The sequence below is a fragment of the Salinicola halophyticus genome, assembly GCF_003206695.1.
Classification (GTDB): domain Bacteria; phylum Pseudomonadota; class Gammaproteobacteria; order Pseudomonadales; family Halomonadaceae; genus Salinicola; species Salinicola halophyticus.
This window is the reverse complement of the sequence record NZ_PZJN01000006.1, coordinates 252,958-273,026: the sequence shown is the minus strand read 5'-3', so window position 1 is coordinate 273,026 and position 20,069 is coordinate 252,958. Positions and strand designations below refer to the sequence as shown.

Below are 20,069 nucleotides of genomic sequence, written 5' to 3'. Positions count from 1 at the left end.
CCTCTGGTAGGCCCTTGATCTCGATCGGCTTAGCCGTGTGAGGCGTTCCGCGTAGCCGCCCCTCACTCCCACTCAATCGTCGCGGGCGGCTTGCTGCTGACGTCGTAGGTCACGCGGGAGACGCCACTGATCTCGTTGATGATGCGGTTGGAGACTGTCTCCAGCAGCTCATACGGCAGATGCGCCCAGCGGGCGGTCATGAAGTCGATGGTTTCGACGGCGCGGATGGCGATGACCCACTCGTAGCGGCGGCCGTCGCCGACGACACCGACCGATTTCACTGGCAGGAACACTGCAAACGCCTGGCTGGTCTTGTGGTACCAGTCGAAGTTGTGCAGCTCTTCGATGAAGATGGCGTCGGCTTCCCGCAGGATGTCGGCGTACTCCTTCTTCACTTCACCCAGAATGCGCACGCCTAGGCCCGGCCCAGGGAACGGGTGACGGTAGACCATGTCGTAGGGCAGGCCGAGTTCGAGGCCGAGCTTGCGCACTTCGTCCTTGAAGAGTTCCCGCAGCGGTTCGACCAGCTTGAGCTTCATGGTCTCCGGCAGGCCGCCAACGTTGTGGTGCGACTTGATCACGTGGGCCTTGCCGGTCTTGCTGGCGGCAGATTCGATCACGTCCGGGTAGATGGTGCCCTGGGCGAGGAATTCGACGCCGTCGATCTTGGCGGCTTCACGGTCGAACACATCGATGAAGGTGTTGCCGATGATCTTGCGCTTGGCTTCTGGGTCGTTCTCCCCTTTCAGCTTGCCCAGGAACTCGTCTTCCGCATCGACGCGGATCACCTTGACGCCCATGTGCTGGCCGAAGGTTTCCATCACCTGGTCGCCTTCCTGCTTGCGCAGCAGCCCGTTGTCGACGAATACGCAAGTGAGCTGCGTGCCGATCGCCTTGTGCAGCAGCGCCGCGACCACGGACGAATCCACCCCACCAGAAAGACCGAGCAGCACGTGGCGGTCGCCGACCTGTTCGCGGACGCGATCGGTCAGGTCTTCGATGATTTGCGCCGGGGTCCAGAGCTTTTCCGCCTTGCAGATATCCAGCACGAAGCGCTCGAGGATGCGCTGGCCCTGGGTGGTGTGGGTGACTTCCGGGTGGAACTGCACGCCGTAGAAGCGCTTTTCCGGCCAGGTCATGGCGGCAATCGGGCAGCTCGGCGTGGAGGCGGTGATGGTGAATTCATCCGGCGCGCGGGCGACCTTGTCGCCGTGGCTCATCCAGACGTCGAGCAGGGCGTCGCCACGTTTGCCGACATGATCCTTGATACCGCCGAGCAGGTCGTCTTCCGAGGCGACGCTGATCTGGGCATAGCCAAACTCGCGCTTGTTGGAACCTTCGGTAGCGCCGCCCAGCTGTTCGGCCATGGTCTGCATGCCGTAGCAGATGCCAAAGACCGGCAGGCCCATCTCGAACACGCATGCCGGCGCCCGCGGCGAGCCCAGCTCGGAGACCGATTCCGGCCCACCGGAGAGGATGATGCCGTTGGGATTGTATTCGCGGATCTCTTCTTCGGTGATATCGAAGGCGCGGATCTCGGAGAACACGCCGATCTCGCGCACGCGGCGCGCGATCAGCTGCGTGTACTGGGAGCCGAAGTCGAGGATCAGGATCTTGTGCGAATGGATGTCGGTCATCGGATGAGCCTTGGAAGTGAACCTAAAACAAGCAGCGGCGCTGTTAGGCGCCGCTGATGAAGCCGAAAATGGCTAGAAACTGATTCGATGGTCGAGCCAATGCAAGATGAACTCAACCATGGGAAGAAACCTTTCGAGCGATGCTCAGGGGAGGCGAACGGCGGCGAGATAGCGGAGTTTACGTGTTGGTAAATGAGCATATCGAGCCGCCGTTCAACAAAGCCTGAGCGAGCGCAGATGGTTTCCTGAATCACGAACGATCAGGCGCCGCGGTAGTTCGGCGCTTCCTTGGTGATCTGTACGTCATGCACATGGGATTCGGTGATCCCGGCGCCGGTGATCTTGACGAACTCCGGCTGGGTGCGCATCTCGTCGATGTTGTGGCAACCGGTGTAGCCCATGGAGGCGCGCAGGCCGCCCATCATCTGGTGAACGATGGCGCTCATCTGGCCCTTGTAGGGCACGCGGCCTTCGATCCCTTCCGGCACCAGCTTCTCGACGCCTTCGTCCTTGCTCTGGAAGTAGCGATCCGAGGAGCCCTGAGTCTGGGACATCGCGCCCATGGAGCCCATGCCGCGATAGGCCTTGTAGGTCCGGCCCTGGAACAGCTCGACTTCACCGGGTGACTCTTCGGTACCGGCGAGCATGCTGCCGAGCATCACGGTGCTGGCGCCGGCGACGATCGCCTTGGCGATATCCCCGGAGTAGCGCACGCCGCCATCGGCGATCAGCGGGATGTCGAACGGCTTGAGCGCTTCGGCGACGTTGGCGACGGCGGTGATCTGTAACACGCCGACGCCGGTGACGACGCGGGTGGTGCAGATGGAACCGGGGCCGATGCCGACCTTGACCGCGTCAGCCCCGGCTTCAGCCAGCGCCACGGCGGCGTCGCCGGTGGCGATGTTGCCGCCGATCACCTGCAGGTCCGGATAGTGTTCCTTGACCCAGCGCACGCGATCGATGACGCCCTTGGAGTGGCCGTGGGCGGTATCGACGACCAGCACGTCGACGCCGGCTTCGACCAGTGCGGCGATGCGATCCGGGGTTTCTGGGCCGGTACCGACGGCGGCGCCGACCAGCAGGCGGCCATCGGCGTCTTTCGCGGCCATCGGGTAGGTGCGGGCTTTTTCGATGTCACGCACGGTGACCAGGCCGCGCAGGTGGAAGTCCTTGTCGACGACCAGGATCTTCTCGATGCGGTTTTCCTGCAGCTTGGTCTTGATCACGTCGAGCGAGGTGCCTTCCGGCACGGTGACCAGCTTTTCACGCGGGGTCATGATCGCTTCGACGCTGTCGCTATAATCCGGCTGGAAGCGCATGTCGCGCCCAGTGACGAGCCCGACCAGGGTCTCGCCCTCGACCACCGGAAAGCCGGAATAGCCGTACTCCTTGGCCATCTCCAGCAGATCCTGCAGCTTGGCGTTGGGGCCCACGGTGACCGGGTCCTTGACGATAACGCTCTCGTGCTTCTTGACCTTGCGGACCTCGGCGGCCTGCTGGGTGATCGACATGCTCTTGTGGATGATGCCGATACCGCCTTCCTGCGCCATGGCAATCGCCAGACGCGCTTCGGTCACGGTATCCATGGCGGAAGAGAGCAGCGGAATGTTCAGGGTCAGGTTGCGGGTCAGGCGGGATTTGAGGTCGACGTCTCTGGGCAGGACATCCGAGTAGCGGGGTACGAGTAATACGTCGTCGAACGTAAGAGCTTCTTGCGCTATACGTAGCATGGTCGGAAACCCAATTGGCAGGTGGTGGGGAGCCTGTGACAGCCTGCGGCACCGCGAGTGTCCTTGGAGACGGTCCTTGCAGTGTGGACCGGCATGGACCGGGGCCGCGAAAAGTTAATCGCGCATTATAGTCGTTTGGCCGTTGCCTCTCAATGGCAAGCAGGGGTTCGGGGCTCGATCGGCGCGGTATTCGACCGGCACCGTTTCTGACCAGCGCCGTTTCTGACCAGCGCCGTTTCTCACCAGCACTAGGGCCGCCGGCTTCGTGTTAGGCTTTCGACCATTCATAACCGTTTCCGTCCGGGTCAGCCCATGCCTGCGTTCACCTCACCGTCGCCACAGGCGATCTCCGTCAGCGACCTCAATCGCCAGGCCCGCCAGATGCTGGAGCGCGGCTTCGGCGACTGCTGGGTCGAGGGCGAGATTTCCGGGCTGGCGCGCCCCGCTTCCGGGCATATCTACTTCAGCCTGAAAGACGCCAAGGCCCAGCTCAAGTGTGCGTTCTTCCGCAATCGGGCGAGCCTGTCGCGCACACCGCTGAAGGATGGCGATCGGATCAAGGTGCGCGGGCGGGTGTCGATCTTCGAACCGCGCGGCGATTATCAATTGATCGTCGATGCCGTGCAGCCCAGCGGCGAAGGCGAGCTGATGGCGGCCTACGAACGGCTCAAGCGCAAGCTGGAGGCAGAGGGCATGTTCGCCAACGCGCGGCCGCTGCCCTACCCGCCTCGCCATCTGGCACTGATCACCTCGAACACCGGCGCGGCCATTCGCGATGTGCTGGCGGTGCTGCAGGCGCGCTGGCCGATGATCCGCGTCAGCGTGTTCCCGTCTGTGGTTCAGGGTCGAGACGCGCCGCCGGCGCTGATCCGCGCGCTGGCCTTGATTAATCGTCATGCGCGGCGGGAAGACGAAAGCGATCCTTTCGATGCGATCCTAATCACCCGCGGCGGCGGCAGTCTGGAAGATTTGTGGGCGTTCAACGACGAGCATCTGGTGCGGGCGATCTTCCACTCCAGGCTGCCGGTGATGGCCGCCATCGGCCACGAGGTCGACGTGACCCTGGCCGAGTTCGCCGCCGACGTGCGCGCCCCGACGCCCTCCGCCGCCGCCGAGCGGCTGGTGCCGGATCGCCGCGATCTCGAAGCGACGCTGAATCGGCAGCGCCAGCGCCTGATCCGCGCCTGGCAAGGGCGCGTCAATGCCGAATCCCAGCGCCTCGATCATCTACGCGCCCGGCTGCGCCATCCCGGCGAGCGGCTCGCCCAGCAGCGCCAACATCTGGCGGGGCTGGATCGCCGCTTGCAACTGGCGATGCACCAGCGCTTGCAGCGGGATTGGCAACGGCTCGACGCCGCCAACCGACGCTTCGCGCTCCACGACCCCAGCCGCACGCTGCGCCAGTCGCGGGAACGGATCGACCAGCTTCGCCAGCGGCTCGACACCGCTCAGCGTCGTCGGCTGCACCAGGAACGCCAGAACCTGCAGGGGATCGCCCGTGAGCTCAACGCCGTCAGCCCGCTGGCCGTGCTGGGCCGCGGCTACTCGATCCTGCAGGACGACAGCGGCCAGGTTGTCCGCGCCGCCAGCCAGACCCAACCCGGTCAAACACTGACCGCCCGCCTCGGCGAAGGCCGCCTGAAGCTGGAAGTGAAGCGTCGCTTGAAGCGCTGAAGCAGGCCAGAATCGGAAAATTACCGCTCGGGAATAAACCGGCGTTTAACCGCCAAATTTCGCGAAAAATTACCGCTCGGTAATTGGCGATAGGTCACCGCTCTTCAGGATCCCCCGGCTGGACAAGGTGGATCCGCGTTCCGCCCTCGCCTTCGCCCAGGCCGGGCTTGAGACGCTGATCCGTATCGTAGTGCCCACCGTTCTGTCGCCGGAAGGCAATCGGTGCATCGCTGAACAAGTGCTCGAGACGGTGTTTGAAACTGGCCACGACCTGCTGCCAACCGTCTTCATCGAGCCGGTCGCTCTGATAGACAGGGAACGGCGGCATCACTTCTAGACCCGGGTAAAACAGCGTGCCGTGGTGTATCGGCCACAGAATTTCTTCCAGGCTGCCATTGACGCCACGATCGCTGTAGTGCGGCGCCCGCCCGCCAATCGGCAGAATCAGCATCGCACGACGGCCGGCCAGCATGCCTTCGCCATAACGATCGCCCCACCGTTCTCCGCCGTGTTCACCGACACCGTAGGCAAACCCGAACGCAAATACCCGGTCGACCCACCCTTTGAGAATCGCCGGCATGCCGAACCACCACAGCGGGAAGCTGAACAGAACGGCATCGGCCCACAGCAACTTGCGCTGCTCGGCGGCGATATCCAGGGTCTGGGTGTCCGACGCATAGGCATGGCGGGACTCGGCGATGTAGCTCAAGCGAGCCGAGTCGACGGTGTCGATGAAGTCCTCGCGGTCGGCGACCGACTTCCACTGCATGGCGTAGAGATCCGAAACCTGAACTTCATGCCCCTGCGCCCGCAGGGTTTCTCGCGCCAGATCCTTCAAGGCGCTGGTCAGTGACTGGGGCTCGGGGTGGGCATGGACGATCAGAATATGACTCATGGGCCGGTTCCTCATTGTGTTGTGGCAATGATCGGGAAATGATCGGGGAATGATCACGTTCGGCCCATGATCCTGACGCGCCGTCTGGTATTGTAGAAATCGTTTATTTTATGTCTTGGTATCAAAGAAATGGATATCGAACGGCTAGACCTGAATCTGCTGGTGACACTCGACACCTTGCTGGTGGAGCGCAATGTCAGTCGCGCTGCCAAGCGACTGCATCTCAGCCAGCCGGCCATCTCGACCCGGCTGACCCGACTGCGTGAGTTGTTGGGCGATCCGCTGTTGCTGCCCGCGCAGCGCGGCATGGTTCCGACCCAACGGGCGCTCGAGCTTCAGGCGCCGCTCCACGCCGCCCTCGAGGGTGTACGCCAGGTTGTCGCCGAGGGCAGCCCGTTCGACCCGGCCACGGCCAAGGCTACGGTCGCCATCGCCGCCAGCGATTACGTGCAGTATTCGGTTCTGATGCCGCTGGCACTGGCTCTGCGTCGCGAAGCCCCGGGCCTCAGCGTCGCCTGGCGGACGATAGACACCGGGATTCTCGATACGCAGATGGTGCGCGGCGAGGTCGATCTGGCCCTGACGACGCCCGGGACGGCGCCGGACAAACTGCGCATGCGCACGCTCTATCGCGAGGCGTACGTGGCTATCGTTCGCCCCGACCACCCGGCCTTGCCGGGACCACTCGATCTCGACACTTTTTGCCGACTGGACCACGTCATCGTCTCACCGGAGGGCGGCGGCTTTCACGGCCCGGTGGACGATGCCCTGGCCGCCGTCGGCCGGTCCCGCCGCGTGGCCCTGTCGGCGCCGGGGTTCCTGGTGGTGCCGGAGATCGTTGCGCGTAGCGACATGATCGCGCTGGTCCCCACACGGGTCGCCGATGACCGCGTCGGCCGAGTGCGACTTCTGGATCCCCCGCTTTCCGTGCCCGGTTTCGACATGGCAATGGTGTGGCATGACCGCACCACGACCCATCCTCTTCACCGATGGCTACGTCAGCGGATTATCGAGCTGATCCCCCGCACGGCAGGTGAAGCGGATACCGATCCGATCTAGCATTCGCTGCCTCGGCGACATAAAAAACCCGATCAGGCAGTCCTTGCCGGATCGGGTCATTGTCGATTGGCCGCGATCAGCCTGCCGGATCCGGCATCGCGTTCGGCTTGAAGGTGCCGGGGTCGAGATCATGACGCGACAGCAGCTTGTAGAAGTCGGTGCGGTTACGCCCGGCGATACGCGCCGCCTGGGTGACGTTGCCTTCGGTGATCTTGAGCACCTTGATCAGATAGCTGCGTTCGAAACCCGCACGCGCTTCGCTGAACGAGGGCAGCGCATTCTCCTCGGCGACCAGCGCCTGAGAGACCAGCGCTTCGGGAATCATCGGTGTGCTGGTCAGAGCGACGCACTGTTCGACCACGTTGACGAGCTGGCGTACGTTGCCCGGCCAGCCGCTGGAGGCGAGCAGATTGAGCGCTTCCGGCGAGAAACCTTTGACGAACGGTTTATGCCGCGCCGAGACCTGCGCCACCATGTGCTTGGCCAGCAGCGGGATGTCCTCGGCACGATCGCGCAGCGGCGGCAGCTTGAGGTTGACCACGTTGAGGCGGTAATAGAGATCCTCACGGAAATCGCCTTCGTGCATGGCACGGTCGAGATCGCGATGGGTGGCGGAGATGATCCGCACGTCGATGGGAAACGACTTGGTGCTGCCCAATGGACGAACCTGACGCTCCTGGAGTACGCGCAGCAGCTTGACCTGCAGCGGCAGCGGCATATCGCCGATCTCGTCGAGGAACAGCGTGCCGCCGTCGGCGGCCAGGAACAGCCCGTCGTGCTGAGTGACCGCGCCGGTGAAGGCGCCGCGAGCGTGGCCGAACAGTTCGCTTTCCAGCAGCTGTTCCGGCAGTGCGCCGCAGTTGATGGCGACGAAGGGCTTGTCGGCGCGCGGGCTGGCCTGATGCATGGCGTTGGCCAGCAGCTCCTTGCCGCTACCGCTGGGGCCGGTCAGCAGCACGCTGACATCCGAGGCGGCGACCATGTAGGCCTGCTCGAGAATGCGCTCCATTTGCGGGCTGCGGGTGATGATCTTCGAACGCCAAGCTTCGCCGCCTTCGCCACGCGCGGTCGGCGTCTGCTTGAGCGCCTCGTCGATCGCCTCGAACAGCTCGTCGCGATCGACCGGTTTGGTCAGGAAACTGAACACGCCCTGGCGCGTGGCACTGACGGCGTCCGGAATCGAGCCATGAGCGGTGAGAATGATCACCGGCATCCCCGGTAGGCGACGCTGCAGCTCGTGGAACAGAGCCAGGCCGTCCATCTCGTCCATGCGCAGGTCGGATAGCACCAGGTCCGGCGCCGTCTCTTCGATGTGGGTCAGCGCTTCGCGGCCACTTTCCGCCGTCGTCACCCGGAACCCGCGGCTTTCCAGACGCATGCCCAGCAGCTTGAGCAGGCTGGTATCGTCGTCGACCAGCAGGATGTGAGCGGTGTGGTTGTTCCTGCCCGGCTCCATGGCTGGCGTTCGGATCGCCCGGGTTTTGGAAGCTGGTGAATCCTGAGTATTCAATGACATAGGCACCTCTCTGCCGCCGCTTCGCCCTGTCTGTCGGCAAGGACGTGTCACGCTCTCCGTGACGCGGTCGCGCGGTATCGATGTGGTCAATCGACCTCGAATCGCACGGTTGGCTTGGTTATTCGTGAGTATTGATGATCACGCGGCGTTACCGACTCCGAAGCACGTTTGCGGGAATTCGGAGATCGGTTGTGGACGTTTTTGCTATCAGTCGTGAACGTTCCAGAAATCAGTCGCGCGCGTTGATCGTCCGCTCGATATCGGTCAAGGCGTCGAGCTTGTCCGACATCTCCTTGAGCTGTTGTTTCAGCTTCTCGTTTTCGCGCTTCAGTGCCTGCGTATTGCTGTGGCCACCCTGCCGACTCGCTCTCGTACTCGTGCTTCGCTGAGCGTAGAGCTTGCGACGCTCTTCCAGTTCGTTCAGCCACTGCTGCAGCAGCGGCTGGAGCCGGGTCGGCGCCGAGTCGATCGAGGCCTTGTAGAGGTCCGCAGCGCGTTGCCACTCACCGGGGCCATCCCAGGAGAGCACCAGTGCCCGCACGGCCTTCTGGTCCATGCGGTGCTGGCCGACCTTGTCCAGCGTCCGTTGGCGCCAGTCGTCGTCACCGCGTTGCGCCTGAAGACCGAAAGCCACCCAGGAATCGACCAGGCAGACGTTGTCGGCGTAGCTCGGAATGTCGCCGCAACCGGCAGGGATGGATTCACGGGAGAGCGACTGGCAACCCGCCAGCGCCATCATTCCCAGCAATAACAGCGTGGTTTTCATCTGACTGACCATGTTTTCTTCCTTGCCTCACCGCTCCGAGCCGGCTCGCCCGGTGCGGCGTCATTATCATCGTGTGGCGCTCTATCCTGTTGCGAAACGCGTACCGGGCGATTCGCCCATGGCAACGTGAGTCGAAAGCAGACCGGCAGTTCGGCATCCTCGACCAGCGCCAGTTGCCCATCCTGCAGTTTGGCGCAGTCGGCCGCGACCGAAAGGCCGATACCGGAGCCCTTCAACGGCCCTTTGCGCCGCGCGCTGCCTTGATAGAACGCTTCGAACAGGTGTTCGCGATCGGCCTCGGCAATGGGATCGCCGCTGTTGGCCACATCCAGCATCAGCTCGTCACGTTGCTGCGCGGTGCGAATCATCAACTGGCCGCCATCGTTGCCGTAGGCAATCGCGTTCGAGATCAGGTTGTCCAGAATTCTCGCCGTCCGCTCGCGGTCCGCCTGCCACATCACCGGATGGTGCGGACTCGTGACCTGCATGTCCTTGTTGTCCAGCGCCAGCCGATGCTTGGACAGCACCTCCTGAATCACCGTTGAGATATCGAACTGGGTGACCTTCATCCGCCGGCTGTTCTGGAGCAAATTGTAATCCAGCAGCTGTTCGATCAGCGTCTGCAGCTCCTGGCCGTTTTCGTCGATCAACCTCACCACTTCGCTCTGGCGCTCGTTGAGCTCTCCGGCCACGCCGTCGCCGAGCAGGGCAGTCCCTTCACGAACACTGGCCAGCGGTGTCTTCAGTTCATGGGACATATGGCGCAGAAACTGCTGCTTCTGCGCCTCGAGTTCGGACAGGCGGCCTGACAGCCACGATAGCCGATCGCCGAGCTGGACCAGTTCCGCCGGACCCTGGATACGGGTCGGCACATCGCTATGGTCGCCGCTGCCCAGCCCGAAGATCCGCCGCTCGAGCTGGCGAATCGGCCGCGTGATAAGCCAGGTGAAGAACAGCATCAGGATCAGGCTGGCGGAGACGAGTGCGGCGGTCTGCATCCACAGACGTGTCTTGACTGAATTGGCCTGCTGGCGAATATCGGCGATCCGCGCGTCGATCAGCTCGTTGGTATCGTCACGCACCGCTTCGGACTCGGAGGCAAAACCGGAGAACCCTTCCAGGAAGCCACTCATATCCTTTACCGGCGCCGGGGGAAGGACGCGCAGGCGTTGAAAGCGTTTGGAGAGGGACTGGAAATCGGGATTGTTGCCCATCAGCGGCTCGTGTTGCTGTAACAGAGCGCCGAACTGATTGACTTTCTGGTCGTAGATGTCGCGCAGGCCCTCTTCCTCGATGACGGCATACTGGCGCGCGCTGCGCTCCATCTGCAGCGCCAGCGAACTCAGCATACGCGCTCGGCGCGTCTCCTCTACAGCCTGGCGCGCACTTTGATCGGCCAGCGTCGATAGCTGTGAAAGCGCCTGACCGGCCTGAAACATCAGCACGGCGATCGGCAACATCACAACGACGAAGGCCAGCAGTACCAGTTGAAGTAGCGAGCGAGGACGCCAACGTCGGGAGAGCTCGGTGGTCATGAAGATCGCTCTATGCAGGATGCCCATTGGGGTCATGGATCGTTCCGCAAGGATAACATTATTGTTGAACGCCTATTCGAGCCACGATGCGTCGATAGTCGATCGGGCCTGGAAGTGGCGTTGTCGAGAATCGGATGTCAAAACGCCCGACAAAAAAGCCTGACAAAAAAAGAGGGCCGGCAGAGCCGGCCCAAGGTACGCAGGGAACTGAAGGGTCGAAAACGACCTAGAAACACTGCCTGAATCAGCGATTTCGAGATCGCTCCCGTGGGCCAGAAGGCCCCGAAGCCAGTGTCCGACTAAGCCATTCAGGGGCTATCGAGTACTGTGACGGCGAACCGCCCGCTTCGTTTCTGAACCGGTCGCCTGGAGTCCGGATACTCGATCCTGGAAATCCCGCGGCCGGTCACAATGGATCCCCTCTTGCGAGGGGGACGGCATCCTTGCCGGGGCATCCTTGCCCGAATGGTGTATCTCCATGCCCGATGGGCCACACCCGTCTCATCGCAACCTAAGTCACACATCGCGTGGAGCAGACGCTGTCGAATCTTGCTGGCTCCGCACAGGGTAGTTAGGAGCCCTACAAGATTCGGCGAGATGACTTCCGGAGAGGCCACCTCGTCGCTCTCGCCAAAGACTATAGCTATCCGCGTGCCAACTCCTTAATAATTCATTAAAATCAAATACTTGAAATCAACAGTCAAGCGCGAACTAGGAGGAAGGTAAGCGTTGACGCCGTGAAGACGCGAAATGGCCCCAAAAACGTCTTCATAAACAGACACTTTTGGGGCCAATAATAATAAATCCATTCAAATCAGCTATTTGAATAGTCTCAATTTGGAGACACCCGAGTCCGAATCGCGGCGCCCCAGGTGTCGCCTTATAGCGACTTCAACAACACCTTGGAGCGGCGGGCCTGATTGTAGGTCCCGCGCTTGAGGTCGGGCAGCGCCTCCGGCGTTGTCAGGGAGAAGCCGCGCTCGACGAACCAGTGCGTGGTGTGTGTCGTCAGGGCAAACAGCTGCGTGAGCCCCTGCCGACGCGCGCGACGCTCGACTTCGGCTAGCAGCGTCTCCCCTCGCGCGCCACGGCGATAGTCGTCATGGACGGCGAGACACGCCAGCTCGCCCATTTTCGCTTCGGCGTAACCGTGCAGCGCCGCACAGCCGATCGCCATGCCATCGCGATCGATCACCACGTAATCCTCGATTTCGTGCTCGAGCCGCTCGCGAGTCCGAGCGACCAGCATGCCGCTGGACTCCAGCGGTGCGAGCAGAGCCAGCAGGCCGCCGACATCGTCCAGGACCGCCTGTCTCAAGAGCTCGTAGCGATTCTGGGTGATCATGGTGCCGACGCCATCGCGAGTGAACAGCTCGCCCAGCAGTGCATCGTGATCGCGCCAGGAAAGCAGGTGGGTACGTTCGACGCCATGCCGGGCCGCGCCGCAGGCGGCGCCCAGGTGCCGGAAAAGCTCGCTGCCCGGATCCGCCTGTTCGCGCAGGGTATCGGCCTCATCCGGCGTCAGCTGACGCTGCAGTTGACCGCTGTCATCGTGTAGCCCCGCCGACTCGCCCAGCAGGATCAGCTTATCCGCCCTGAGCGAGACCGCCACGTGCTGGGCGATCTCCGAGGCGTCGAGATCGAAGATCTCCCCGGTGCGGGAATAGCCCAGCGGCGGCAGAATCACCAGATTGCCGCCGGCGAGCAGGCTTTCGATGGCCTGGCTGCGCACGCGACGCACTTCGCCGCTGTGATCGAAATCCACCCCGCCGCGGACGCCCAACGGCTTGGCCGTTACGAGATTGCCGGAAACCGCCGTCAGTTCGACGCCATGCAGCGGCGTGTTGGGCAACCCCAGCGACAGCTGCGCCTCGAGTTCGAGCCGCTGAATGGCGGCAATGCGTTCGACATGATCCATGATCGGGCGATCGGCAACCCAGCGTCCGCCGACCCGCAGCGGCGTGATGCCTTCGGTCTCCAGCGCCGCGCCGACCTGCGGCCGGATGCCGTAGACCAGCACCACCCGGACACCGAGCGTGTGCAGCAGTGCCAGATCCTGCAGCAGTTGGCCTCGTCGCGACGACGCCATCGCCTCGCCTTCGATCAGAATGACGAAAGTCTTGCCGCGGTGGGCATTGACGTAGGGCGATGAGTGACGAAACCAGTCGACGAAGGGGAAACGCGAGTCCAAGAGGTTGACGCTCCGGCTATGAGACAAAGACGTGAATGGGGTCCGCCTCAACTATACCAGAGCGTCTTCAAGCCGGTAGACCGCCACCGGCGGTTTCGGGCCGGCGTCGAATCCGGCGAATCTAGCCGAACATGCCCTTGAACATGAAGAAAAAGGCAATGGAGAGCAGCGCGCCCGCCGGTAGCGTGATCAGCCACGACAGCACGATCGAGCCGAGCACGCGCAGATTGAGCGCGGCCATGCCGCGGGCCAGGCCCACGCCGAGCACGGCACCGACCAGCGTATGCGTGGTCGAGATCGGCAGGCCGGTGCCGGAAGCCAGCACGACGGTGGAAGCGGCGGAGAGCGTCGCGGCGAAACCGCGGCTCGGCGTCAGTTCGGTGATTCCGGTACCCACGGTGGCGATGACCTTGTGGCCGTAGGTGACGAGACCGACCACGATCCCGCCGCCGCCGAGTACCAATACCCACCACGGCATCGCCGCCGCGCCGGAGACGCCGCCGCCGTTTTCGACCACGCTGATCACGGCCGCCAGCGGGCCGACCGCGTTGGCGACGTCGTTCGAGCCGTGGGCGAAGGCCATGGCGCAGGCGGTGAACATCATCAGCACGCCGAAGATGCGCTCCACACTGGAGAAGTCGTAATTGCTGCGGGCCCGCCGATCACCGCGGTTGATCCGGTTCTCCAGCAGCAGGCCGAACATCATGATCACCACGCCGAACGCCACCGCCAGCAGCAGACTTTCACCGAAGCTCAGATGCAGGCCCACATGGGACAGCCCCTTGACCAGCGTTACCATCGAGACGATGAAGCCGACCAGGAAGATGTAGCCCGGCACATAGCGCTTGGCGGCCGCGAACGGATCGGGACTGTCGAAGATCAGTACCTGCACGGAGCGGAACAGCATGAACGCGAACACGCCCGCGATCAGCGGCGAGGTAATCCAGCTCAGCGCGATCGTGCCCACCGATCCCCAGTTGACCGACTGGACGCCCAGCCCCGCCACCGCAAAGCCGACGATGGCGCCGACGATCGAGTGCGTGGTGGAGACCGGCCAGCCCTTGAACGAGGCGATCATCAGCCAGGAACCGGCCGCCAGCAGCGACGCCAGCATGCCGTAGACCAGCATCTGCGGATCGTTCTCGAGCAGCGCGGGATCGATGATGCCCTTGCGGATCGTTTCGGTGACCTGCCCGCCGGCCAGCCAGGCGCCGAGAAACTCGAAGATCACCGCAATGATGATCGCCTGCTTGATGGTGATCGCCTTGGAGCCGACCGAGGTTCCCATGGCGTTGGCGACATCGTTGGCACCAACTCCCCATGCCATGAAAAAGCCGAAGACACAGGCGAGAATGATGAAGACATCACCGTGTTGCGCAATGATGGACATAGGCTCTGTTCGCTTGAGTGGCGTGACGAAGGCGTAGAATGGCGAAGACCCGCAATCAGCGGGCCGTCAGTATTTGCAGGCGGCTGCCCACGCGCTCGGCGCGGTCGGACAGTTCACCGATCCATTCGATGATTTTATAGAGGAAGATGACATCGACCGGCGGCAGCTCCGACTCGAGCTGGAACAGCCGGCGACGAATGTCGATCTGCTGGTCGTCGGCCTTGTGCTCGAGATCGTGGAGTTCCTTGATCAGTTCGTGCATGACGTCCGAGACATTGCGACCGAAGCCGGATTCGAGCAGATCCTCGAGCTCTTCGAGCGCCTTGCGCGCCTGGTCGACGGTCTCCACGGCGGTACGCAGATAGTCGCGCATCGGCTCCGCCAGCGGCTCGGGGATGCTCATGTTACGCCCCAACATGATCCCGGTGATGTCGCGGGCCTTGTTGGCGATCTTGTCCTGAACGCTGATCAGCTCCAGCAGGTCGGAACGCGAGACCGGCAGGAACATGGTGTTGGGCAGGTTGAGACGCAGCTGCGTCTTGAGCTCGTCCGCCTCGTGCTCGAGCCGGGTTATCGTCTCGCGGTGTTTGCGCGCCTCGTCCCAGTCGCCACCCAGCGCGGCATCGAAAAACGGCAACAGCTGACCGGCACATTCACTGGTCTTGACGATATGAGCCAGTAGCGGCTGGAACGGCGACCGTCCGAACAGCGCGGAGAACGGGTTGGTACTCACCATAAAGCGTGGCCTGGATGCGTTGGAAGTGGCGGCGTCAGTATAATGATTGCGCCAGTATGCGTCATGAAAAATTCACATGAGCGTCCACCATCTGTCTTCGATTCGAGACATCACCCTATGCCGCCATGACGCCAGAATCCATCATGGCAGAGGTAGGTCCTGTCGCGATAACTTCTGCCCTACATTCAAATCAGACAGCCACTGCCGGAGCATGCATGAGCGACGAAATCGAACTCAAACTGGCGCTGTCGCCCCAGGGCCCCGCGCAACTCATGGGTCACCCGCTACTCAAGACGCTGGCATCGCAAACGGTCACGCTGGGAAATCAGTATTACGACACCGCCGAGGGAATCCTGCAGTCGCGTCGCGTCGCATTGCGGGTTCGCCGGCAAGGCGATCGCCGTTTGCAGACCTTGAAGAGCGCGGCCGAAAGCCAAGGGGGCCTGTCGAGCCGCGGCGAGTGGGAGTGGTCGATCGACAACGCCGCGTGCAATGCCGCCGGTCTCGATTTGAACGGACTTCGCGAACTCGACCACCCCGCCCTTTGCGGACTGGATCTGGAGACGCTACGCCCGGTCTTCACCACCGACTTCGAGCGCCGGCTATGGCGTTACCGGATCGACGGCAGCGATATCGAAATTGCGCTGGACCAGGGCTCCATTCACGCCGGCGATGCCCGCCTGCCGATCTGCGAGCTCGAACTCGAGCTCAAACACGGTCGTCCGGAGCAACTGTGGGCACTGGCGCAGCGCCTGTGCGAACCCTCGGCACCAGACGCCACGACGCTACCGGCGCGTCCGGCCAACCACAGCAAGGCCAGCCGCGCCGGCTGCCTGGGCAGCGGTTGGCCCGCGCCAATCGTCATCGAGACGGTTTCGGTGGACGCCCTGATCGACGCCATCGACAACTGGCAGGACAGCCAGCACCCCGCCTGGCTCGCCAGCGCCAGAGACCGTTGCGATCGGCTCGTTCAGCAATGGAAAACGCGGCGGAGTGCCCCGCACCGGGAGCATGACGAACGCATCGAGGCGGCCGAACGAATTCTGGCGGATCTGGGTCAGGGCGTCGTTCCCTGGCGCGGGCAGGACTGGCTGCTTCTCAGACATGAAGGTGCTTGACGTTGCGCCAAGGCGGCGCCAAGGCGGGATAGGATTCAAGCTGCCGGCAACGACGAGCCACTGGCGGCACGACCCGCCCCCCTGACGCGACAAGGCCTGGGGGGCGAGAAATCCACGACCAGCCGATCCAGCGGTAACGGACGGGAATAGAGATAGCCCTGAATATCGGTGACCCCCCAGTCACACAGGATGTTCAGGGTTTCGCGCTCTTCGACGCCTTCCACGACGATGCGGTAGTCGAGGCGTTGGCACAGGGCGATCACCGCCGACAGCACATGACGCTTGCGCGGCAACGTGCTGACGTTCATGACCAGCTCGCGGTCGATCTTGACCGTGTCCATCGGCATCGAGGTCAATTGCGCCAGCGACGAGTAACCGCTGCCGAAATCGTCCAGCGCCACGCTGATGCCGGCACCCCGGATCCGGTCCAGGATACGGAACGCCCTGGCCGGGTCGCTGAGCACCGAAGTCTCGGTCACTTCGATCTGTAGCCGACGGGGGGACACGCCGTGGCGCGAGAGTATCGCGATCATGGTGTCGAGCAGATGGGGGTCCATCAGTTGCCGGGGCGAAAGATTGACGCTCAGCGAGAAGCTGTCGCCGAAGCGCTCGCAGATAGCTTCGTCCTTGAGCATCGGCAGCGCCTGCTCCATCAGCATCTCCCACAGCGGGGCGATCAATCCCGAGCGTTCCGCGACCTCGATGAAGCTGACCGGTGCGACGATGCCTTCGTTCGGCTCGCGCAAGCGCATCAACGCTTCGAAGCAGCGAACCTCGCCGGTCGTGGCGTCGACGATCGGTTGCACGAAACAACGCACGCCGCGGGTCGCCAGCGCGCCACGAATCAGCTGCTCCGCGTGACTCGTCTGACGCTCCCAATGGCGGAGCGACTCACTGTAGTAGCGCCGGGAGCCGACACCCGACAGCCGCGCGTTGGCCAGCGCCAGACGCGATCGATGGCGCCATTCGTCGACACTCACCGGCTCGGCCGGGTTCAATGCTGCAATTCCGCTGACATGCGACAACCAGACCTGCTGGCCGTCGATCTCCACCGGCTGTGCAAGCAGCGCCTCGAGAGGTTCCAGCGCGTCGTTCAACCGGTCTGCCGCATCAGTTTCGAAAATCATCGCGAAGGTGTGTTCCGGCAGCGCGATCAACGCCACCTTCGGGGGCAACTGGCGGCGCATTCGCTGTACCAGGCCTCGCAGCGCGGCGACGGCGATATCGACCGCGACACCATCGAACAGCGATGCCACGTTGAGCAGCTGAAACTTGACCAGTGCCATCGCTGCGAAGGGTATTCGCGCCAGTCGGCCCTGCAGCAGCAGATCGAGATAGGCGCCGTTGGGCAGCCGCGTCAACGGGTCGACGAGCCGCTGTTCCGTGGTATCGGTCTGGGTGCCGGCCATGCGGATGGCCACGCCATCGCCGTTGCGCTGGCACAGCCCTCGACACAGCACCATGCGCCAGGCATCCCGGGCATCGCGAATGCGGTACTCCACATTGACTGCTGACGTCAGTCCATCGAGATGCTGGTAGAGCGATCGTTGGACCTCGGCGCGGTCATCGTCGTGAATCCGCGATAGCCAATCATCGAGACCGCGCTGGCCGCCCTCAAGTGGCAGTCCCAGCATGCTCGACCAGCGCTGGGACAGGGTGATGTTGCCGCTGTCGATGTCCCATTCCCACACCCCGTCGTTGGTGGCGGTCAGCACCAGATTGAGTCGCTGGGTGCGTTCGTCGACGCGGATTTCGAGCTCGTCCCGGGATGCCTGAAGATCCCGGATCGTCCGCCGTACCGAATCGAGCACGAAATTATTGAGCTGGGCCAGTTTCTGCAGCGCGATCTCGTCACTATCGGTGTGGACATGGAACTCGAAACCGCCGTCCACCGCCTGACACAGCTGATTGCTGATGGAGTCGACCTGCGCGATCAGACGACGTTCACGGTCATCCGTCACAGTCGAGGAGGCCTCGCTCATGCCACGCTCCCTGACAGTGATCCCGGCCCGGTCGCGAACGTCATTTCGAAGCGGCAGCAGTCGTCACCGCGATGCCGACAGCGGGTCTCCGCGAGCTCGCCGGACTGCGCGTACTCTGCGAGCACGCGCGCGAACAGCGCACGATAGAGCGAACAGAGCCCGTTGGCCGAGCGATACTCGACAATCAGAGCGCCCTCGCTTTGGTCGACGACCCGGAACTTGTCGTTCACCCGGCTACGCAGGTCGGGATCACGAATACCGGCGCCGAGCGAGGCATGAATGGCCGGCTGTCGGCCGAGGAAAGCTTGCGCCGAATCGGCCATCGAGAAGAACATGGGGTAGTGTCGACGCGTCCAGTTGATAAACAGATCGGCATACAGGGTCATCAACGCCTCATGGTGGAGCTCGAGATAATCGCCGGCGGCCTCGAAGAACGCGAGCGTGTCGGCATCGTCGTAATCCGTATCGATACGCCGTCCCGGCGACGACACACCGGCTTGGGCCGCGATCCGATCCACGGCGGCTTCACCGTAGTGGCTCTCGACATGATCAATGAGAACGCGTTGAATCAACCCGATCATGGAAGGACTACCCTCGCGTCAGGTCACGCCCTTGCGTAACACTGTAAACTCGCAATGACTCGTTAAGCCCTGCCCCATCCCGGGCTGACGGTCGACTGACCTCGGCGAACCCGAAGTATTATTGGCATTATCGGCGTCCGCGCCAGGAAATTGAACGTCATTTAAATGAATTATCGGACGCGTCTCATCGCGTAGCCGGCCACCAGGACAGGAACTCAATTGATGCAATCGGGCGGCTCATCGCTACGCAAACGGCTGTTTCAGATCATCTTCGAATCCGACACCCCGTTAGCCAAGGCCTTCGACATCACCCTGATCACTCTGATTCTGGTGAGTGTCGCGACGGTTTTCCTCGACAGCGTGCCAGGGCTACACCAGCGATACGGCGAGATTTTCTATGTGGTGGAATGGGGCTTCACGCTGATCTTCACACTGGAGCTGGTCCTGAGGCTCTACTGTCTCGACCGGCCGCTGCGTTATCTGCGCAGTTTCTACGGCATTCTCGATCTGCTGGCGATCCTCCCCACCTGGCTCGCTCTCTTCATACCGGGCGCGCAGTCGCTGCTGGTGGTGCGAGTCTTGCGGGTGCTGCGGGTCTTTCGTGTGCTTCGGCTCATGGAGTTCGTCGGGGAGGGCCGCATGCTGGTGGAAGCGCTGCAGCGCAGCCAGCGCAAGATCCTGCTGTTTTTGACCACCATACTGCTGATCATCACGATCTTCGGCTCCGTCATCTATATGATCGAGCCGCCGGAGGCGGGTTTCACCAGCATGCCGCGGGCGATGTACTGGGGGGTCGTCACCCTGACCACGGTCGGCTACGGCGATATCGCCCCGGTGACGCCGCTAGGGCAATTCATCTCCGCTTTCATGATGGTGCTGGGCTACTCGATCATCGCCGTCCCCACCGGGGTCTTCTCCGCCGAGGTGATCCGTTCGATCCAGCGCGAGCGCTATTCCGAGGAAGCCTGCCCCGGCTGCGGCCGTGAAGGTCATGAGCAAGATGCCAAATACTGTCGCTTCTGCGGCTCCTGGCTCGATGAAGAAACGCAGGACCCGAATGCCCCCGACGACGATGAGACGTCAGCGGATGACGATAAAAAACGTGTCCATGGGAAACACGACTAGGGAAAACCGGGTGATAAACCCGGTGAGAAATAGAGTAACGACGAACGTTGACGGCTGGGAGCCGGCAGTCGTCGGGGTGACGGGGAGCCGCTAAAACGTTAACTTTTGTCATCATTTTGTGACACAACCAATAC

At 62.7% G+C, this 20,069-nt stretch carries 15 protein-coding genes; 4 read left to right on the top strand and 11 right to left on the bottom strand.

Annotated elements, in window-relative coordinates; all coding sequences use genetic code 11:
* Positions 1-62: 62 nt before the first annotated feature.
* Together guaA and guaB are read right to left on the bottom strand one after the other, a co-directional pair.
* Positions 63-1,637 (bottom strand): glutamine-hydrolyzing GMP synthase, encoded by a 1,575-nt coding sequence (gene guaA, locus DOM58_RS09065; RefSeq protein WP_110692567.1) that lies wholly within the window; start codon positions 1,635-1,637, stop codon positions 63-65.
* 260 nt (positions 1,638-1,897) lie between these two features.
* Entirely contained in the window at positions 1,898-3,367 is a 1,470-nt protein-coding gene (guaB, locus tag DOM58_RS09060) for an IMP dehydrogenase (protein ID WP_110692566.1), read from the bottom strand.
* 312 nt (positions 3,368-3,679) lie between these two features.
* Between guaB and xseA the strand changes: the two genes are divergently transcribed.
* Positions 3,680-5,041, top strand: coding sequence for an exodeoxyribonuclease VII large subunit (gene xseA / locus DOM58_RS09055; RefSeq protein ID WP_110692565.1), 1,362 nt, complete (start codon positions 3,680-3,682; stop codon positions 5,039-5,041).
* Positions 5,042-5,135: 94 nt separating this feature from the next.
* Here xseA and DOM58_RS09050 read toward each other — a convergent pair whose 3' ends face one another.
* Complete coding sequence (locus tag DOM58_RS09050; protein WP_110692564.1) at positions 5,136-5,936, bottom strand: NAD(P)H-dependent oxidoreductase; 801 nt, start codon at positions 5,934-5,936, stop codon at positions 5,136-5,138.
* 129 nt (positions 5,937-6,065) lie between these two features.
* Between DOM58_RS09050 and DOM58_RS09045 the strand changes: the two genes are divergently transcribed.
* Positions 6,066-6,995 carry a LysR family transcriptional regulator gene (locus DOM58_RS09045; protein ID WP_110692563.1) on the top strand — a complete coding sequence of 310 codons (930 nt, stop codon included), beginning with the start codon at positions 6,066-6,068 and terminating at the stop codon, positions 6,993-6,995.
* 76 nt (positions 6,996-7,071) lie between these two features.
* Here the strand turns inward: DOM58_RS09045 and glrR are convergent, their stop codons facing one another.
* The 6 genes from glrR to DOM58_RS09015 all read right to left on the bottom strand — a co-directional run bounded on the left by glrR (position 7,072) and on the right by DOM58_RS09015 (position 15,129).
* Positions 7,072-8,451 (bottom strand): two-component system response regulator GlrR, encoded by a 1,380-nt coding sequence (gene glrR / locus DOM58_RS09040; protein WP_110692562.1) that lies wholly within the window; start codon positions 8,449-8,451, stop codon positions 7,072-7,074.
* Between the two features lie 289 nt (positions 8,452-8,740).
* On the bottom strand, positions 8,741-9,289 hold the full coding sequence (locus tag DOM58_RS09035) for a hypothetical protein (RefSeq protein WP_245392206.1): 549 nt from the start codon (positions 9,287-9,289) through the stop codon (positions 8,741-8,743).
* On the bottom strand, positions 9,274-10,848 hold the full coding sequence (locus DOM58_RS09030; protein ID WP_245392205.1) for a sensor histidine kinase: 1,575 nt from the start codon (positions 10,846-10,848) through the stop codon (positions 9,274-9,276). The genes DOM58_RS09035 and DOM58_RS09030 overlap by 16 nt, the downstream gene beginning before the upstream one ends.
* Before the next feature lie 844 nt (positions 10,849-11,692).
* On the bottom strand, positions 11,693-13,003 hold the full coding sequence (gene argA, locus DOM58_RS09025; RefSeq protein ID WP_110692561.1) for an amino-acid N-acetyltransferase: 1,311 nt from the start codon (positions 13,001-13,003) through the stop codon (positions 11,693-11,695).
* 121 nt (positions 13,004-13,124) lie between these two features.
* Positions 13,125-14,393, bottom strand: a complete 1,269-nt coding sequence (locus DOM58_RS09020; protein ID WP_075562451.1) for an inorganic phosphate transporter — start codon at positions 14,391-14,393, stop codon at positions 13,125-13,127.
* 55 nt (positions 14,394-14,448) lie between these two features.
* Positions 14,449-15,129, bottom strand: coding sequence for a TIGR00153 family protein (locus tag DOM58_RS09015; RefSeq protein ID WP_110692560.1), 681 nt, complete (start codon positions 15,127-15,129; stop codon positions 14,449-14,451).
* Between the two features lie 215 nt (positions 15,130-15,344).
* On the opposite strand from DOM58_RS09015, the gene DOM58_RS09010 reads away from it, so the two are divergent.
* A complete protein-coding gene (locus tag DOM58_RS09010) occupies positions 15,345-16,247 on the top strand; it encodes a CYTH domain-containing protein (protein WP_157957518.1) in 903 nt (300 codons plus the stop codon).
* Positions 16,248-16,282: 35 nt separating this feature from the next.
* On the opposite strand, the gene DOM58_RS09005 is transcribed toward DOM58_RS09010, so the two are convergent.
* Positions 16,283-18,229 (bottom strand): EAL domain-containing protein, encoded by a 1,947-nt coding sequence (locus DOM58_RS09005; RefSeq protein ID WP_110692558.1) that lies wholly within the window; start codon positions 18,227-18,229, stop codon positions 16,283-16,285.
* The gene (locus tag DOM58_RS09000) at positions 18,226-18,810 is read right to left on the bottom strand and encodes a heme NO-binding domain-containing protein (RefSeq protein WP_110692557.1); all 585 of its coding nucleotides are present in this window, start codon (positions 18,808-18,810) and stop codon (positions 18,226-18,228) included. The genes DOM58_RS09005 and DOM58_RS09000 overlap by 4 nt, the downstream gene beginning before the upstream one ends.
* A 222-nt stretch (positions 18,811-19,032) precedes the next feature.
* Between DOM58_RS09000 and DOM58_RS08995 the strand changes: the two genes are divergently transcribed.
* Complete coding sequence (locus tag DOM58_RS08995) at positions 19,033-19,935, top strand: ion transporter (protein ID WP_110692556.1); 903 nt, start codon at positions 19,033-19,035, stop codon at positions 19,933-19,935.
* The last annotated feature ends 134 nt before the right edge of the window (positions 19,936-20,069 follow it).

Bases quoted from the DNA above. Each gene is read 5' to 3' on its own strand.
- guaB (WP_110692566.1), bottom strand. From the start codon at position 3,367: ATGCTACGTATAGCGCAAGAAGCTCTTACGTTCGACGACGTATTACTC.
- DOM58_RS09030 (WP_245392205.1), bottom strand. From the start codon at position 10,848: ATGACCCCAATGGGCATCCTGCATAGAGCGATCTTCATGACCACCGAG.
- DOM58_RS09035 (WP_245392206.1), bottom strand. From the start codon at position 9,289: ATGGTCAGTCAGATGAAAACCACGCTGTTATTGCTGGGAATGATGGCG.
- DOM58_RS09050 (WP_110692564.1), bottom strand. From the start codon at position 5,936: ATGAGTCATATTCTGATCGTCCATGCCCACCCCGAGCCCCAGTCACTG.
- DOM58_RS09010 (WP_157957518.1), top strand. From the start codon at position 15,345: ATGAGCGACGAAATCGAACTCAAACTGGCGCTGTCGCCCCAGGGCCCC.
- glrR (WP_110692562.1), bottom strand. From the start codon at position 8,451: ATGGAGCCGGGCAGGAACAACCACACCGCTCACATCCTGCTGGTCGAC.
- DOM58_RS09005 (WP_110692558.1), bottom strand. From the start codon at position 18,229: ATGAGCGAGGCCTCCTCGACTGTGACGGATGACCGTGAACGTCGTCTG.
- DOM58_RS09045 (WP_110692563.1), top strand. From the start codon at position 6,066: ATGGATATCGAACGGCTAGACCTGAATCTGCTGGTGACACTCGACACC.
- DOM58_RS09000 (WP_110692557.1), bottom strand. From the start codon at position 18,810: ATGATCGGGTTGATTCAACGCGTTCTCATTGATCATGTCGAGAGCCAC.
- DOM58_RS08995 (WP_110692556.1), top strand. From the start codon at position 19,033: ATGCAATCGGGCGGCTCATCGCTACGCAAACGGCTGTTTCAGATCATC.
- guaA (WP_110692567.1), bottom strand. From the start codon at position 1,637: ATGACCGACATCCATTCGCACAAGATCCTGATCCTCGACTTCGGCTCC.
- DOM58_RS09020 (WP_075562451.1), bottom strand. From the start codon at position 14,393: ATGTCCATCATTGCGCAACACGGTGATGTCTTCATCATTCTCGCCTGT.
- DOM58_RS09015 (WP_110692560.1), bottom strand. From the start codon at position 15,129: ATGGTGAGTACCAACCCGTTCTCCGCGCTGTTCGGACGGTCGCCGTTC.
- xseA (WP_110692565.1), top strand. From the start codon at position 3,680: ATGCCTGCGTTCACCTCACCGTCGCCACAGGCGATCTCCGTCAGCGAC.